The sequence below is a fragment of the Pseudomonas sp. PD9R genome, assembly GCF_019200975.1.
GTDB lineage: Bacteria > Pseudomonadota > Gammaproteobacteria > Pseudomonadales > Pseudomonadaceae > Aquipseudomonas.
This window is the reverse complement of the sequence record NZ_JAHTMR010000009.1, coordinates 175,253-190,462: the sequence shown is the minus strand read 5'-3', so window position 1 is coordinate 190,462 and position 15,210 is coordinate 175,253. Positions and strand designations below refer to the sequence as shown.

Below are 15,210 nucleotides of genomic sequence, written 5' to 3'. Positions count from 1 at the left end.
CCTTCGGCAGCGCCTACAGGAGTCGCCCGCAGGCTGCGATCTTTTGCTGTTTAATCATCCGCCGTCGGATCTAGATCCGGAAACATCACTTCGGTAAATCCGAACTTGCTGAAGTCACTGATGCGCGACGGGTAGAGCCGGCCGATCAGATGATCGCATTCATGCTGCACAACCCGCGCATGGAAACCCGAGGCGACGCGCACGATCGGCTCGCCCTTGGGGTCGAACCCTTCGTAGCGGATCTGCTGGTAACGCTCCACTGCGCCCCGCAAGCCAGGCACCGACAGACATCCTTCGAAGCCTTCTTCCAGCGTCGGATTCAAAGGGGTGATCAGCGGATTGATCAGAATCGTCTGCGGCACCGCGTCAGCATCCGGATAGCGTTCGCTGTGCTCAAAACCGAAGATCACCAGCTGCAGATCGACACCGATTTGCGGCGCGGCCAGGCCAACGCCACCAACGCTTTCCATGGTCTGGAACATGTCGTCGATCAGTTGCCACAACTCCGGGCTGTCGAACATTTCGGCGGGAACCGGCGGGGCAATGCGCAGTAAGCGCTCATCGCCCATTTTCAGAATTTCACGGATCATTTGATGACTTCGTCAGTGGGTGGCTTGATCGAGTGGTCCCGGCCCAATCCCGACACGTGGTGTTTTTCTTCATGCACGGGACCATGCTCGCCGGGGACTTTTTCGCCAGGGTCTTTGCCCTCTCGCGACATGTGTTCGATCACCGCATTCATCTCCGCGCCGAGCAACAGCACCGCAGCGGAAATGTAGAAGTACAGCAACAACACGATGATCGCGCCGATACTGCCATACATGGCGTTGTAGTTGGCGAACGTCTTGACGTAAAACGCAAAGCCCAATGAGGCGATGATCCACACCACTACCGCCAGCACCGACCCTGGCGTGATGAAGCGAAACTCCTGTTTGACGTCCGGCGTGACGTAATAGATCAATGCAACGGCCACCATCATCAGAATCACGATGACCGGCCAGCGCGCAACCGTCCAGACGGTCACGATGAAGTCTTCGAGGCCGACTTGCGCAGCGATCCAGCCCATCACCTGGGGCCCGAGCACCATGAGTGCGGCAGCCACCAGCAGCATGCCGGCAATGCCGATGGTGTAGAAGATCGACAGCGGAAAGCGCTTCCATAACGGGCGACCTTCAATCACATCGTAAGCCGCATTCATCGCGCTCATCATCAGCCGCACACCGGCTGAGGCGGTGTACAGGGCGATGACAATACCCACCGACAGCAAGCCACCCTTGGACTGCTGGAGCTGGTCGATCACCGGGTTCACCTGCTCCAGCGCCTGGGGCGGCAACACCAGTTCCGATTGCAGGCGCAGCCAGGAGAAGAAATCCGGCAGGTGCAGGAAGCCGATCAGGGCAATCAGGAACAGGATGAAGGGGAACAGCGAAAACAGCATTTGATAGGCCAGCGCCGAGGCATAGGTCGACATCTCATCGTCGACGAACTCGGTGACCGTGCGCATCATCACACGGTGCAAAGGCAGGCCTCGCATGTCCGGAAAAATCATTAGCGTCTCCATTCGCCGCAAACAAAAGGGTGGGTTAAGTCGTGGCGACTCAGGGCCGTTTTCTACATCAAGGTAGCCTACTTGGCGACTTTGAAACAATTTCCGGGCTCAAGTTCAGGCTGACACAAAAACGGCCATCCGCGGATGGCCGTTTCTTACTTTTATTAAAGGCCGGTTCAGGCTTTGTCGATGCCTTTCTTAAGGGCATCCTTGGCTTTGCCGACCGCTTGCTGGGCTTCGCCTTTCTTTTCCTGGACCGCGCCTTCAGCGCGCATTTTGTCGTTACCGGTGGCTTTACCCACGCCTTGCTTGACGTTACCGGCTGCTTCGTTGGCCATGCCTTTCACTTTATCGCCTGTGCTGCTCATGGTGTTTCTCCTGTGAACATCTGGATGAGAAAAGTGGTTACACAGGGTTGACCGGAGGCGTTTGCACGGAGTTTCATTTATTTTCACAGCGCCATTTCATCGATCCGCGCAGGTTGGGCTTTATGTTTGCCCGGCAACCCCCGAGAATGCGCAACGTATTCAGGCCTTGGCGCTGAAGATCCAACTCCGTAGGAATGTTATGAAACTCGATAAAAAGCAGGCCATTGCCCGCAGAAACCTGGAACTCGGCGGTGCTGTGCTTGGCGTCAACAATTGCCACTTCGCCGAATTGAACCGCAACCGCAACATCTGGTGGTTCGACCTCCCGGTAGCGCGCCTTGCCGTTGGTCAGTACGAGTGGATTCACCTGCTGATGCACACCCCGGACACCGACGAACTGCTGCACCTGAAAGTGCCGACGGTGTTCCTGCGCGAAAAGCTTGAAGGGCTGGTGGTGCGCAACGAAGGCAAGCGCAAGGCAGCCCTGAGCCTGGAACTGAGCGCCGACAAGGACTCGTACCTCCAGGACATGCGCCCGGCAGGCACCAACGTCAATTTCGCGCCGTTCCGTCAATAAAAGCAAAAGATCGCAGCCTGCGGCAGCTCCTACATGAATCCCTGTAGGAGCTGCCGCAGGCTGCGATCTTTTGATCTTCAAAAAAAGCCCCGCTTCTGCGGGGCTTCTTGTTTATTACGCGCTGACCTTTTTTGCAGCGATCTTCTTCAACTCTTCATCTCGCAATTCCCGACGCAAAATCTTGCCAACGTTAGTGGTCGGCAATGCATCGCGGAACTCCACGGAGCGTGGAACCTTGTAACCGGTGACGTTGGCGCGCATATGCTCCATCACCTGTTCCTTGGTCAGGGTCACGCCCGGTTTGGCGACGATGAAAATCTTGATCGCCTCGCCCGATTTCTCGTCCGGTATGCCGATGGCCGCGCATTGCAGCACGCCCGGCAGGGTTGCCAGCACGTCTTCCAGTTCGTTCGGGTACACGTTGAAACCGGACACCAGGATCATGTCTTTCTTGCGATCGACAATGCGCATGTAGCCATCCGGCTGGATCAACGCAATGTCACCGGTCTTCAACCAGCCTTCGCTGTCGAGGATTTCATCGGTGGCTTCCTGACGCTGCCAGTAACCCTTCATGACCTGCGGACCTTTCACGCATAGCTCGCCGATTTCGCCCATTGGCTGCTCGACACCGGCATCATTGATCACTTTGCACAGGGTCGACGGCACGGGAATACCGATGGTGCCGATCTGGATGTTCTGGATCGGGTTGACCGTGGCCACCGGGCTGGTTTCGGTCATGCCGTAGCCTTCGCAGATGGCGCAACCGGTGACCGCTTTCCAGCGTTCGGCAGCGGCCAATTGCAGGGCCATGCCTCCCGACAGGGTGACTTTCAGCGCCGAGAAATCCAGCTTGCGGAAACCTTCGTTGTTGCACAGGGCAACGAACAACGTGTTGAGGCCGACAAAACCGCTGAACTTCCACTTCGACAGTTCCTTGACCATCGCCGGCAGGTCGCGCGGGTTGCTGATCAGGACGTTGTGGTTGCCGATCAGCATCATCGCCATGCAATGAAAGGTGAATGCATAGATGTGGTACAGCGGCAGCGGCGTGATCAGGATCTCGCAGCCTTCATTGAGGTTGGAGCCCATCAGCGCCTTGCACTGCAACATGTTCGCTACAAGGTTGCGGTGGGTCAGCATTGCGCCCTTGGCCACGCCGGTGGTGCCACCGGTGTATTGCAACACCGCGACATCGCTGCTGGCCGGGCTGGCTTCCGCCACTGGCTGGCCATGGCCCTTGCTCAGCACATCGTTGAACTTGACGGCTTTGGGCAAGTGATACGCCGGCACCATCTTCTTCACGTACTTGATGACGCTGTTGATCAGCAGACGCTTGAGCGGTGGCAGCAGGTCGGCCACTTCGGTGACGATCACGTGCTTGACGCCGGTTTTCGGCACCACGGTTTCGGCCAGATGAGCCATGTTGGCCAGGCAGACCAGGGCTTTGGCACCGGAATCGTTGAACTGGTGTTCCATCTCCCGCGCGGTGTACAGCGGGTTGGTGTTGACCACGATCAGGCCGGCGCGAATAGCGCCGAAGACGGCCACCGGGTACTGCAACACGTTGGGCAGTTGCACGGCGATTCGATCGCCCGGCTGCAAATCGGTATGCTGTTGCAGGTATGCAGCAAAGGCACCGGACAATTCGTACAGCTCACCGTAGGTGATTGTCTTGCCCAGGTTGCTGAATGCCGGTTTGTTGGCGAAGCGTTGGCAGGATTGCTTCAACACTGCCTGAATATTCGGGTACTCATCTGGATTGATGTCGGCAGCAATTCCAGCTGGGTACTTATCCTTCCAAAAGTCTTCGATCATGGAAGCCCACTCCTCAGCAACGCGAATTCAGCACCGCATTTGATGCGATTATTATTGGTGTTTGTCTATTGGTGAGTCTGGCTTTTTACTAGGCCGAGAAGTCACAAAGCGCGCCGAGAGTAGCAGCTTTGCCAAGGGTCGACTAGAGCCAAAAGCGGCCTCTACGGTCACATTTGTGACTCAAGAATAACAAGCGGTCATTTTAGAGCAAAAATTCTATAACTCCCTTTAAGGCCCCGTTTTCCGGGGCTTTAAAGCAAAAGATCGCAGCCTTCGACAGCTCCTGCAGAAGAATGCGATCCCTGTAGGAGCTGCCCAAGGCTGCGATCTTTTGGGATCGCCTCAATCTATGACCCGTTACGCGATATCACGCAACTCCCGCCGCAATATCTTGCCCACCGGCGTCATCGGCAACGATTCACGCAACACAATGTGCTTGGGGACTTTGTACGCCGTGAAGTTCTCCTTGCAGTACGCCTTCAACTCTTCAAGGCTGACGCCCGCTTCACGGGCCACCACGAACAACTTCACCGCTTCGCCCGAGCGCTCGTCCGGCACACCGATTACCGCACAGTTGGCGACTTTCGGATGCGCCATGACCACGTCTTCAATTTCGTTCGGGTACACGTTGAAACCCGAGACGATGATCATGTCCTTCTTGCGATCGACGATGCGCACAAAGCCGTCCGGATCGATCACCGCGATGTCGCCGGACTTGAACCAGCCCTCGGCATCCAGCACTTCGTTGGTCGCTTCAGGTTTCTGCCAATAGCCCTTCATGATTTGCGGGCCTTTGATACACAACTCGCCGCGCTCACCTAAAGGTTGCTCGACACCCTCATCGTTGATGACTTTCAACGTGGTGCCCGGCACCGGCAGGCCGACCGTGCCAATGCGTGACTGATCGCCGTAGGGGTTGGTGCAGGCCACCGGCGAGGTCTCGGTCAGGCCGTAACCTTCGGTGATGCGGCAGTTGGTCAGTTGCTCCCAACGCTCGGCGGTGGCCTTGACGAGCGCGGTGCCGCCGGAGTTGGTGAGCTTGAGGCTGGAGAAATCCAGGGTCTTGAAATCCGGATGTTCCATCAGCGCGACAAACAGCGTGTTGAGCCCCAGCAACGCCGAGAATCGCCACTTCTTCAGCTCCTTGATGAAGCCGCCGATGTCTCGCGGATTGGTGATCAGCACGTTGTGGTTGCCGGTCACCATCATGCACATGCAGTTCGCGGTGAAGGCATAGATGTGGTACAGCGGCAGCGGCGCGATCATCACCTCTTGCCCTTCGCGCAACAGCGGCTGGCCGTCGCTGCCGAACTGCCCCAGGCACGCCCGAGCCTGCTGCATGTTGGCCACCAGGTTACTGTGGGTCAACATCGCGCCCTTGGCCAGACCAGTGGTGCCGCCGGTGTATTGGAGCACGGCGATGTCTTTGAGGCCGGCGTTAAGTGGCTTGATCCCCTGACCTCGGCCCATGCGCAGCGCACTTTTGAAAGAAATGGCCTGGGGCAACGAATAGGCCGGGACCATTTTCTTGACCTTGCTCACCATGGTATTGACCAGCCAGCCCTTGGCGGCGGGCATCAAGTCGCCCATTTTCGCTTCGATCAGATACTGGATATCCGTGTCGGGCAGCACTTCCTGGACTTTCTGCCCGAACACGTTCAGGTACACCAGCGCACGGGCACCGGAGTCCTTGAACTGATGACGCATCTCCCGCGCGGTATACAACGGGTTGGTGTTGACTACGATCAGCCCGGCGCGCAAGGCGCCAAACACGGCAATCGGGTAATGCAGGATATTAGGCATTTGCACCGCAATGCGATCACCCGGCACCAGGTCGGTATGGGCTTGCAGGTAACCGGCAAAGGCTGCGCTGTAGCGCTCCAGTTCGGCGTAGGTCAGGGTTACGCCCATGTTGCTGAACGCCGGGCGGTCAGCAAACTTCTTGCAGGAACGCTCGAACACCTCGATCACCGACTTGTACTCACCGACGTTAATGTCCAGGGGTACACCGGCCGGGCGTTTGTCATTCCAGAAATCAGGTTGCATTGTTCTTATCCTCTTTACCTGAGCTATCCGGGGCCACTTTTCTGTCATTTCTCTCTCATCCCTCAAAAAGCAGAAAGCGAAAAGCGGAGCTTCACGGACACTAGCAGCTATGGCGAATCAGGCAAATACGCGCACGGTCGTCATTGATCGTGTGAATCTTCCTGCCGTGGCGTGGGCAGATCAGACGCCTGACTGAGGATGCGCTATACACTTGAGCTGCAAGCTTTAAGCTGCAAGCCGCAAGCTCCATGCCCCAGCAAAGGAACCGCTATGATCCACGACACTTTCTGGCTGACCACCAGTGACCGCAGTCGCCTTTTCGTCAACCAGTGGCTGCCTGCAGGCCCCCTCAAGGCTGTCATCCTGCTGGCCCACGGCATGGCGGAACACAGCGGTCGCTATGCGCGTCTGGCAGAAAAACTCTGCGATCAAGGCTTCGGTGTGTACGCGCCGGATTTGCGCGGACATGGCAAAACTGCCGAAAACGGGACGCTCGGCCATTTCGCCGATTCCGATGGCTGGGCCAAGGTTGTGGGCGACCTGGCGTGCCTCAACCAGCACATCGGCCAGCCGCATCCCGGCGTGCCGATTGTGCTGCTCGGTCACAGCATGGGCAGCTACATCGCCCAGGCCTATTTGCTGCATCACAGTGCCAGCCTGCACGGGGCAATTCTCAGTGGCTCGAACTTCCAGCCGGTGGCGCTTTATCGCGCAGCGCGGCAAATCGCCCGGTTCGAACGCCTGCGACAGGGCCCGAAAGGCCGAAGCGCGCTGATCGAATGGTTGTCGTTCGGCTCGTTCAACAAGCAATTCAAACCGGCGCGCACCCGTTTCGACTGGCTCAGCCGCGATCCGACGGAAGTCGATTTGTACGCCAACGACCCACTCTGCGGCTTTCGCTGCACCAATCAGCTATGGATCGATTTGCTCGGCGGGTTGCAGCAAATCAGCAAAGCGTCCAATCTCGCTCAGATCGATCCGGGCCTGCCATTGCTGGTAATTGGTGGTGAATGTGATCCGGTGAGCGAAGGCAAGCGTCTGAAAGATCTGGCCGACGCCTTGCGCGAAGCCGGTAGCCAGAGCCTGCAGCTGACTATTTACCCGCAGGCGCGGCACGAGCTGTTCAACGATAGCAACCGCGATGAAGTGACTGCCGATGTACTGGCCTGGATCCACCAGGCGCTGGCCCATCGCCGGCCACACCGAACCGAATAGTTTTTTGTGAATTTTTTTATTCGTCACAGGAATTGAGACAGATGACCCAGGTTACCAACACCCCTTACGAAGCCCTCGAAGTCGGCCAGACTGCCAGCTACAGCAAGACTGTCGAAGAGCGCGACATTCAGTTGTTCGCCGCGATGTCGGGCGATCACAACCCGGTACACCTGGACGCCGACTACGCCGCCAGCACCATGTTCAAGGAACGCATCGCCCACGGCATGTTCAGCGGTGCCTTGATCAGTGCTGCGGTCGCCTGTGAGTTGCCTGGGCCGGGCACTATTTATATCGGCCAGCAGATGAGTTTTCAGAAGCCGGTGAAGATTGGCGACACCCTGACCGTGCGCCTGGAAATCCTCGAGAAACTGCCGAAGTTTCGTGTACGCATTGCCACTCGCGTGTTCAACCAGCGTGATGAGTTGGTGGTGGATGGTGAGGCGGAAATTTTGGCGCCGCGCAAACAGCAGACTGTGACGCTGACCGAGTTGCCGCCGATCAGCATTGGCTGATAGTCCACTCGCTTGTGGCGAGGGCGCTTGCTCCCGCTGGACTGCGCAGCAGGCCCATTTTTCGGGGCCGCCTCGCGCCCCAGCAGGAGCGAGCTCCCTCGCCACAAGATCGCGGCGCAGCGCAACTCAGCGTTCGCTCTCCTTCACCTGCACGCTCGCCGTCATCCCCGCACTCAGATTGATCTCTTCGGGCACCTTGTCCAGTTTGATCCGCACCGGAATCCGTTGCGCCAGCCTGACCCAGTTGAAGGTCGGCTCCACTTCCGCCAGCAATTGACCATCCGGCGTGGTGTTGCGGTCGGTGATCCCGCGACTGATGCTTTCCACGTGCCCCTCCAACGCATGCCCCGCACTCATCAGCCAGACCTTCACCGGGTCGCCGACGCGAATCCGCGGCAGTTTGGTTTCTTCGAAATACGCCTGCACATAAAAGGTCGAGTCGTCGATCAAGGCCATCACCGATTGCCCGGCGTTCACGTAATTGCCTTCGGCCAGGCGCAGGTTGGTGATGTGCCCATTGCGAGGCGCGTGGACCTGGCTGCGGGCCAGGTTGATTTGCGCGACCTTGGCTTCGGCCTGGGCTTCGCGCAATTCACCGCGCGCAATGTCAGCGTTGATTTGCGCGTTCTCGCGCAGCTCGGCACTGATCGCCTGCGGCCCGAGGCTGGCACGACGACTGGCTTCGCGCTCACGTAGATTGAGTTGTTGCTGACGGGTTTGCACCACCGCTTGCGCCTTTTCGAGCGCAGCTTCGAAACGGTCGCGGTCGATGCTCAGCAGCAGATCACCCGCCTTCACCTGTTGGTTGTCATAAGCCTTTAGCTCGCGCACCCAACCCGACACATCCGGGGAAATCACCACCACGTCGGCGCCGATTCGCGCGTCGCGGGTCCAGGGTGTCAGCATGTAGTACTGCCACAAATGGAAACCGGCAAAAATCGCCACCGCCACCAGGCACAGCGTTACCGCGACACGTACGGAAGTACGCATGTTCAACTCCTTATAAGGGTCCGAGGACGACGGTGATCACGGTCAATACACAGACGTACAAGGCGCAATCAAATAATGCTTCATGCCAGATCCAGCGCCCCACCGGGGTCAGCCGCAATAGCAGGCGCAGGGCGCCAGTGACCAGCAGCGCCAGCACCACATAAATCAGAAACGGGCTGAGCAGCACGCCGCCCACCGACCATTCACGCAAACCCATGAACGTCCTCCTGCTGGCGGCACCAGGCGCGCCAACTGTTTTGCAATTGCAGCACTGCGCCTTGGGCCAGCTTCACCGCATCGCTGGGAGGCAAGGCGTACAGGGTTTGCAGTAAGGCTTCGCTCGGCTCGATCAATGCTTCGGCGCGACTGCCCGCCGGGCCTTGGCGCAGGACATTTTCCAGGCGTTCGAGATAACGCTGTTGCGGCGCAGTGACCGGCACCTGCGCCACCGCCAGACTCAAGCGCAGGTGCAGCAATTCGTCGCCGATATCCAGGCCGAGCAAGCCGTCGTCCCAGCGGCTGCGAGCAGGCTCCGGCAGCTCCGGATAATGCCGCGCCAGTTGCAGCAAGCGGTCAGCCATCCGCCCACCGAACCAGCTTTCGGCACCGGCCAGATTGCGTCGAGTCAAGCGCACCAGATCGTCAAGGGTTGCTGCCAGCAGGCGTCGGCCAAGCCACACCGGATTGCGCAGGATCAACAAATGGAACGCCAGGACAGCCGCACCGACACCCACCACCATGGCCTGCGCGCTGTTGAAAAAGGCCGCGACATCGAACTTCATCTGATTAAGCGGCGCCACCAGCACAATGAAGTGCAGACAAAATGAAGTAGCCGTGGCACTGATCTGCGGTTTGGCCATGCCCAGCGCCCCAAAAAACAATGGCACGCCCATGGCCATACAGAGCATTGCGAAACCACTCCACTGCGGCAGCAGAATCTGCCCGACGATAAACGCCACTGGAATGGCCAGAAAGATGCCGCGCATAAAACTCATGCCGATCTGAGCGCCGTTCTCGCGACTGGCAAACAGGCTGCACACCACACACGTCAGCACCAATGCGCCTGCTGCCGCAGGCCAGGCCGTCGCCAGCCAGAAACACGAGACCACCAGAAACGCTAGCGCGCTACGGGCACCGAATACCAGGGCCAACGACAGGTCCCGGTGTGGCGTCAGGGTTCTCGGCGGATCGACGGCATCTCTTCCCTCCTCCACGGCTTTCAACGCCACACCTGCCGCCATGGCGGTATCCATCAGCAAGGTGAAACGCACCAGGCAATAACTTTGCGCGGAGCTGATGTGCGGGTCATGGGAGGCGTCGAGCAAGCGCGGGCGCAAGGCTTGCAAAGTCGCGGGATCAGCACCGTTCAGCGCCTCCTGGACTTCGCTCATCCAGGGCAACAATTGCGCGAACTCATGCGGTTCCAGTTGCTTCCACTGCCGGTGCACGGAACGGGCGATGCGCAACAACATCAGCAGCTTCTGGCTCAAGCCGCTGATAGCCCGCGCGCGTTGCCGCCCACGGCTGCCTTCGAACCAGGCATGTTCACGCTGGGCATCCACCGCAACGATTCGCCCGAGAATCTCCAGCAAGCCCTTTCGCGCCTGGCCATCGCCGGCAAGGGTCGCCCGCGCGGCATTCATACCGCTCCGCCAGGCAGCGCGTGCCTGATCGGTCAGTTGCAACTCGACCCGCATCGGCCAAAGCAACGCACTGCTCGCCGTGGCGCAGATAATGCCCAGGCAGATTTCCGTGCATCGCGCCACGGCCTGGTCGAATACCGTCAGCGGATGGCTGATCGCCGGCAACGCGATGATTGCCACGGTGTAACCGGCCAGCACAAATGAATAGGACCAGGCGCTGCGCAACAACGTCGAACTCGCCGTACAGAGTCCCAGCCACAACGCCAAGGCCAACAGGAACAACCAGGGCGTCTGGGCAAAGGCGCCCATGAACACCACCGACATGATCGTCCCGACCAGCGTCCCCAGCAGACGCGCCAGCCCCTTTTGCATGACCATCCCCGACAACGGCTGGGCGACGATGATTGCCGTCATCAACGCCCAGGCCGGTTGTTCCAGCCCCCACCGCAAGGCCAACCACAACGCCAGCCCCCCGCCGATCAAGGTTTTGATCGCGAATTGCACGGCGCGGCGGTCGGGCGCGAACAAAGCCTGCAAAGTGATAGGCACTGAATAAACTCTTCAAAGGACGTTGTAACGATAGCCGGCTTCTCCCATCGGCCCGTCAAAAAACGCGACCATGAAGGAGCTGCCGAAGGCTGCGATCTTTTGCTTTTTTCGCACTCGCAGAAGAGCAAGGTCAAAAGATCGCAGCCTTCGGCAGCTCCTACAAGCGGCGATTGCGGTATTAACCACAAGCACAAAAAAACGCCAGACTGGCTGGCGTTTTTGACAGCAAGCGTACGCTTACGAGCGTGCGCGCGCCTGGTTACGCAGGGCTTTTACCTGATCGTGGTTGCGTTGCACGCCGTGGTACTGACGTTCAACGATGTCACGGATACCCACCAGGTTGTGTTTGTTGATTTTTTCCATGGCTTCCCGATAAGCCTTCATCGCATGGTCTTCACCGCGCTCGGCTTCGTTGAGCACGGCTTCTTCGTCCTTGCCGGTAAACATTGATTTCACATCGACCCAGCGACGGTGCAAATCGCCGCTGACACTGGTGGAAGTTTCCGGATCGCCACCCATCGAACGTACGGCGCTCTGCAGCTCGGCTGCCGCTGTGGCGCAGTCGGCGGAACGTTGCACAAACAGGGTTTTGAGTTCAGGGTGTTTGATGTCTTCAGCGCAAGTCTTGAACCCTTCCTGACCGTCTTTGCTGGTTTCAATCAGGTCGTTGAGCACAGAGATCGCTTCTTTATTCATGTCGGTCATTTTTCAATTCCTTGCGGGTGATGAAAGTTGCAATAGGTATTGCAGCTCGCATGCCAGCTTCCGAATGATAAATTACCCTTTGTTTTTCAAATACTTAGTTATCAACAAAAAATCTGTATCCGCTTTTTTTGCATGATCTGTCATTTGGCCTGCATGCAGAATGCCTGTATTTTCCAGACTGACTGAATCAAGACGACTGATCGATGAACCCTGAAAAGCTCGAACTGCTGATTACTCGCGAAATGCCCTTCGGCAAATACAAGGGCCGAATCATTGCCGACCTGCCAGGACCGTACCTGAACTGGTTCGCCCGGGAAGGTTTCCCCCATGGCGAACTGGGCGGCCTGCTGGCCCTGATGCAGGAAATCGATCACAACGGTTTATCCGAATTGCTCGAACCCTTGCGCGCCAAACACGGCAAACCTGCCCCTCGGCACTGATTCACCTCCTGATCGAGTAATCCCATGCCTGACAACACCCGCCGCGCCCGTGATGAATCCTTTTGGCAGACATTTGCCGACCGCTACGCTGTCCAACCTGGCCCGATCAACCTGGAAAACGGCTATTTCGGGCGCATGTCGCGCACGGTGGTCGAGGAGTACCAGCGCAACATCGAGTTGGTCAACCGCAGCAACTCCGTCTACGTGCGTCAGCGTTTCGAACAGACTGACAGCCTGAAAATCCGCGCTCAGGTGGCCGAACTGATTGGCGTACCCGCTGAGACAGTCGCCCTCACCCGCAACGCCTCGGACGGTTTGCAGTCATTGATCCGCAACTACAACCGCTTGCAGCCAGGCGATCAGGTGCTGATCTGTGATCTGGAGTACGACACGGTCAAGGGTGCCATGCGCTGGCTCGCGCGTAATCGCGGTGTCGAAGTGATCGAAATCGAACACCCGCATCCCGCCAGTTTCGACAGTTTGCTGAGCACTTACCGTGCAGCGTTCGCACGTTATCCGCGACTCAAGCTGATGGCGTTGACCCACGTCACCCACCGCACGGGTCTGGTGATGCCGGTACAAGCTATTGCAGCCGCTGCCAAAGAATATGGCATCGACGTAATCCTCGACGGCGCACATGCCTTGGGCCAGTTTGAATTCGATCTCGATGAACTGGGCATCGCTTTCGCCGCCTATAACCTGCACAAGTGGATCGGTGCCCCACTGACCCTCGGCTTCCTGTATATCGCCACTGAACGCCTGGCCGACATCGATCCGGACATGGGCGAAATGCATTTCCCGATCACCGACATTCGCGCCCGCACGCCGTACAGCACGCCCAATATCCCGGCATTGCTGACCCTGCCGCTGGTGCTTGAGGAACATTGGGCCATGGGTGGTTCCGCCGCCAAAGGTGCGCGGGTCAACTACCTGCGCAACCTGTGGGTTCATGCGGTTCGCGAGTTACCAGGGATCGAAGTCATGACCCCGGACGACCCACGACTGTATTGCGGAATTACGTCGCTGCGCTTCACCGCACATGCCGATCAACAGCCGATGGTCGAACGCCTGCTCAACGATTACAACCTGTTCACGGTGGTACGCAGCGGGGCCGCGTGTGGGCCGTGCATTCGTATAACGCCGGGACTGACCAGCACTGCGGCCGACATGACGTTGTTGACCACGGCGCTGACTGAACTGAGCTGACGTCACACGGTGTACTTGTCGAAGTCCTCAGGCTTGATCTGGCTCGACACCGCGAAGGTGTCGATGCCGATGGTCATGTGCCCGAAAAAGCCATCGTCATTGGAGTCGCGACCCAGGGTTTGAACGTTCAGGGTCGAGGCACCGCCACCCATGTTCTGATAGAAGAAGTCTTGCTCGTTGGTCAGTGGCGGGATGGCCCGACCGCGATACTCCCGGGCATTGAGCACCGAGCGCGCCGCGACCGCGGGAAAGTACAACTGGCCGACCCAGGCAACGTGTCGCTCCTGCAGATAATTGTTACCACTGGTGATGCGCACGGCGACATGGATGTGCAAGGTGCGCCCGGCATAAAAACCCGGACAGATCGTGGTGAACCGGGCGATGCCGTTTTTATCGGTGAATTGCCCGCCGCGCAGGTAGGTGTCATCGTCGGTTCGCGCGACCGAGCCGATGTCGCCATTGTCGACTTCCAGGTCCGGATTGATTTTGCTCCAGCCCGAATACGCCCCGCGCGCATTGCAGTGCCAGATATCCACCAATGCATCGGTGACGGGCTGGCCCGTCATGGCATCGACGATTGCCAGCCGTAGCACCAACGGAACGCCGTCGGCGCCTTCGCTGATGTTTCGTCTGATCAGCTTGGGATTGCGAAAATAGGGGCCGGCGATCTGTTCAGGTGATAGCAGGCAAACCGGTGTTTCTGAGGTATTGGCGTCCATGACGTTCTCTCTTCCATAAGATGAACGCAGGCTAGCACTGGTCGAAAATCGGTATGCGGTAACTATGTATCGCATCTTGTCGCGCCCTGCGGCAGCTCCTACAGGGTTGGCACCACGGATTTTGCGCAGGCAAAAAAAAACGGTGCACCGACCAAGCGCACCGTAAAGCCGTAGTACACACAACGAGTGTTGGGGAAAGCTGATCAGTCCAGCAGCGCCAGGGCCTCGGCGGTGCATTCCTGAATGCGGGCCCAGTCGCCGTTCTTGATCCACTCCGGATCAAGCATCCAGCTACCACCCACGCACATGACGTTTTTCAATGCCATGTAGCTCTTGATGTTGGCAGGACCGACGCCGCCGGTCGGGCAGAATTTCACTTCGCCGAACGGACCGCCGAGGGCCTTGATGGCCGCAACGCCGCCGCTGACTTCCGCCGGGAACAGCTTGAAGCGGCGATAACCCAGGCCGTAGCCTTCCATGATGCCCGAGGCATTGCTGATGCCCGGCAACAGTGGAATCGGGCTGGCAACGCTGGCTTCCAGCAGGTCGCGGGTGATGCCCGGCGTGACGATGAACTGCGAACCCGCCGCCTCGGCAGCGGCCAGCATCTGCCGATCAAGCACGGTGCCAGCACCGGTCATCAGTTCCGGACGCTGCTCGCGCAGAATCTGGATGGCCTTGAGGCCGAACTGCGAACGCAGGGTCACTTCCAGGGCGGTCAGGCCGCCGGCGGCGAGGGCATCGGCCAGCGGCAGAACGTCCTGCTCGCGGGCGATGGTGATGACCGGCAGGATCCGCGCCTTGGCGCAGAGGCTGTCGATCAGGGCAACTTTATCCGCCATGGAAACGGTCGGGGATGGGTTTGTCATAGCGGCT

Annotated in this window: 16 protein-coding genes; 5 read left to right on the top strand and 11 right to left on the bottom strand. The window is 58.6% G+C overall.

Translation table 11 applies throughout. The features are described 5' to 3' along the window. Nucleotides 1-50 precede the first annotated feature (50 nt). From def to KUF73_RS18710, 3 genes are all read right to left on the bottom strand, one after another. Nucleotides 51-590 carry a peptide deformylase gene (gene def, locus KUF73_RS18720; RefSeq protein WP_218439537.1) on the bottom strand — a complete coding sequence of 180 codons (540 nt, stop codon included), beginning with the start codon at nt 588-590 and terminating at the stop codon, nt 51-53. Next, entirely contained in the window at nt 587-1,549 is a 963-nt protein-coding gene (locus KUF73_RS18715) for a YihY/virulence factor BrkB family protein (RefSeq protein WP_218439536.1), read from the bottom strand. The genes def and KUF73_RS18715 overlap by 4 nt, the downstream gene beginning before the upstream one ends. Before the next feature lie 176 nt (nt 1,550-1,725). Then, the gene (locus tag KUF73_RS18710; protein WP_218439535.1) at nt 1,726-1,917 is read right to left on the bottom strand and encodes a CsbD family protein; all 192 of its coding nucleotides are present in this window, start codon (nt 1,915-1,917) and stop codon (nt 1,726-1,728) included. A gap of 199 nt (nt 1,918-2,116) precedes the next feature. On the opposite strand from KUF73_RS18710, the gene KUF73_RS18705 reads away from it, so the two are divergent. Further along, entirely contained in the window at nt 2,117-2,494 is a 378-nt protein-coding gene (locus KUF73_RS18705; RefSeq protein WP_218439534.1) for a hypothetical protein, read from the top strand. Between the two features lie 114 nt (nt 2,495-2,608). Here KUF73_RS18705 and fadD1 read toward each other — a convergent pair whose 3' ends face one another. After that, the gene (fadD1, locus tag KUF73_RS18700; protein ID WP_218439533.1) at nt 2,609-4,309 is read right to left on the bottom strand and encodes a long-chain-fatty-acid--CoA ligase FadD1; all 1,701 of its coding nucleotides are present in this window, start codon (nt 4,307-4,309) and stop codon (nt 2,609-2,611) included. 357 nt (nt 4,310-4,666) lie between these two features. After that, nucleotides 4,667-6,355 carry a long-chain-fatty-acid--CoA ligase FadD2 gene (fadD2, locus tag KUF73_RS18695; RefSeq protein ID WP_218439532.1) on the bottom strand — a complete coding sequence of 563 codons (1,689 nt, stop codon included), beginning with the start codon at nt 6,353-6,355 and terminating at the stop codon, nt 4,667-4,669. Nucleotides 6,356-6,625: 270 nt separating this feature from the next. Here fadD2 and KUF73_RS18690 point away from each other — a divergent pair, with 270 nt between their 5' ends. Both KUF73_RS18690 and KUF73_RS18685 read left to right on the top strand, forming a co-directional pair. After that, entirely contained in the window at nt 6,626-7,570 is a 945-nt protein-coding gene (locus KUF73_RS18690; protein ID WP_218439531.1) for an alpha/beta hydrolase, read from the top strand. A gap of 41 nt (nt 7,571-7,611) precedes the next feature. Then, nucleotides 7,612-8,082, top strand: coding sequence for a MaoC family dehydratase (locus tag KUF73_RS18685; protein ID WP_218439530.1), 471 nt, complete (start codon nt 7,612-7,614; stop codon nt 8,080-8,082). 126 nt (nt 8,083-8,208) lie between these two features. On the opposite strand, the gene KUF73_RS18680 is transcribed toward KUF73_RS18685, so the two are convergent. The 4 genes from KUF73_RS18680 to KUF73_RS18665 form a co-directional block, all read right to left on the bottom strand. Then, complete coding sequence (locus KUF73_RS18680) at nt 8,209-9,072, bottom strand: HlyD family secretion protein (protein ID WP_218439529.1); 864 nt, start codon at nt 9,070-9,072, stop codon at nt 8,209-8,211. Nucleotides 9,073-9,082: 10 nt separating this feature from the next. Next, nucleotides 9,083-9,289 (bottom strand): DUF1656 domain-containing protein, encoded by a 207-nt coding sequence (locus KUF73_RS18675; protein ID WP_128605587.1) that lies wholly within the window; start codon nt 9,287-9,289, stop codon nt 9,083-9,085. Beyond that, nucleotides 9,276-11,264 carry an FUSC family protein gene (locus KUF73_RS18670; protein WP_218439528.1) on the bottom strand — a complete coding sequence of 663 codons (1,989 nt, stop codon included), beginning with the start codon at nt 11,262-11,264 and terminating at the stop codon, nt 9,276-9,278. Before KUF73_RS18670 ends, KUF73_RS18675 begins: the two co-directional genes overlap by 14 nt. Before the next feature lie 237 nt (nt 11,265-11,501). Then, nucleotides 11,502-11,969, bottom strand: coding sequence for a PA2169 family four-helix-bundle protein (locus KUF73_RS18665; protein WP_218439527.1), 468 nt, complete (start codon nt 11,967-11,969; stop codon nt 11,502-11,504). Between the two features lie 203 nt (nt 11,970-12,172). Here KUF73_RS18665 and KUF73_RS18660 point away from each other — a divergent pair, with 203 nt between their 5' ends. Further along, the gene (locus KUF73_RS18660) at nt 12,173-12,409 is read left to right on the top strand and encodes a DUF3820 family protein (RefSeq protein ID WP_003213031.1); all 237 of its coding nucleotides are present in this window, start codon (nt 12,173-12,175) and stop codon (nt 12,407-12,409) included. 24 nt (nt 12,410-12,433) lie between these two features. Continuing rightward, nucleotides 12,434-13,615: an aminotransferase class V-fold PLP-dependent enzyme gene (locus KUF73_RS18655; RefSeq protein WP_218439526.1), complete on the top strand. Its 1,182-nt coding sequence runs from the start codon at nt 12,434-12,436 to the stop codon at nt 13,613-13,615. Between the two features lie 2 nt (nt 13,616-13,617). On the opposite strand, the gene KUF73_RS18650 is transcribed toward KUF73_RS18655, so the two are convergent. Together KUF73_RS18650 and KUF73_RS18645 are read right to left on the bottom strand one after the other, a co-directional pair. Continuing rightward, on the bottom strand, nt 13,618-14,334 hold the full coding sequence (locus KUF73_RS18650; protein WP_218439525.1) for an intradiol ring-cleavage dioxygenase: 717 nt from the start codon (nt 14,332-14,334) through the stop codon (nt 13,618-13,620). A gap of 203 nt (nt 14,335-14,537) precedes the next feature. Beyond that, nucleotides 14,538-15,203, bottom strand: coding sequence for a bifunctional 4-hydroxy-2-oxoglutarate aldolase/2-dehydro-3-deoxy-phosphogluconate aldolase (locus tag KUF73_RS18645; RefSeq protein ID WP_218439524.1), 666 nt, complete (start codon nt 15,201-15,203; stop codon nt 14,538-14,540). Nucleotides 15,204-15,210: the final 7 nt, after the last annotated feature.

What these genes read in the sequence shown, in the direction of transcription:
- KUF73_RS18710 (WP_218439535.1), bottom strand. Translation starts at nt 1,917, where the DNA reads ATGAGCAGCACAGGCGATAAAGTGAAAGGCATGGCCAACGAAGCAGCC.
- KUF73_RS18675 (WP_128605587.1), bottom strand. Translation starts at nt 9,289, where the DNA reads ATGGGTTTGCGTGAATGGTCGGTGGGCGGCGTGCTGCTCAGCCCGTTT.
- fadD1 (WP_218439533.1), bottom strand. Translation starts at nt 4,309, where the DNA reads ATGATCGAAGACTTTTGGAAGGATAAGTACCCAGCTGGAATTGCTGCC.
- KUF73_RS18660 (WP_003213031.1), top strand. Translation starts at nt 12,173, where the DNA reads ATGAACCCTGAAAAGCTCGAACTGCTGATTACTCGCGAAATGCCCTTC.
- KUF73_RS18650 (WP_218439525.1), bottom strand. Translation starts at nt 14,334, where the DNA reads ATGGACGCCAATACCTCAGAAACACCGGTTTGCCTGCTATCACCTGAA.
- KUF73_RS18655 (WP_218439526.1), top strand. Translation starts at nt 12,434, where the DNA reads ATGCCTGACAACACCCGCCGCGCCCGTGATGAATCCTTTTGGCAGACA.
- def (WP_218439537.1), bottom strand. Translation starts at nt 590, where the DNA reads ATGATCCGTGAAATTCTGAAAATGGGCGATGAGCGCTTACTGCGCATT.
- KUF73_RS18715 (WP_218439536.1), bottom strand. Translation starts at nt 1,549, where the DNA reads ATGATTTTTCCGGACATGCGAGGCCTGCCTTTGCACCGTGTGATGATG.
- fadD2 (WP_218439532.1), bottom strand. Translation starts at nt 6,355, where the DNA reads ATGCAACCTGATTTCTGGAATGACAAACGCCCGGCCGGTGTACCCCTG.
- KUF73_RS18705 (WP_218439534.1), top strand. Translation starts at nt 2,117, where the DNA reads ATGAAACTCGATAAAAAGCAGGCCATTGCCCGCAGAAACCTGGAACTC.
- KUF73_RS18685 (WP_218439530.1), top strand. Translation starts at nt 7,612, where the DNA reads ATGACCCAGGTTACCAACACCCCTTACGAAGCCCTCGAAGTCGGCCAG.
- KUF73_RS18690 (WP_218439531.1), top strand. Translation starts at nt 6,626, where the DNA reads ATGATCCACGACACTTTCTGGCTGACCACCAGTGACCGCAGTCGCCTT.
- KUF73_RS18680 (WP_218439529.1), bottom strand. Translation starts at nt 9,072, where the DNA reads ATGCGTACTTCCGTACGTGTCGCGGTAACGCTGTGCCTGGTGGCGGTG.
- KUF73_RS18645 (WP_218439524.1), bottom strand. Translation starts at nt 15,203, where the DNA reads ATGACAAACCCATCCCCGACCGTTTCCATGGCGGATAAAGTTGCCCTG.
- KUF73_RS18665 (WP_218439527.1), bottom strand. Translation starts at nt 11,969, where the DNA reads ATGACCGACATGAATAAAGAAGCGATCTCTGTGCTCAACGACCTGATT.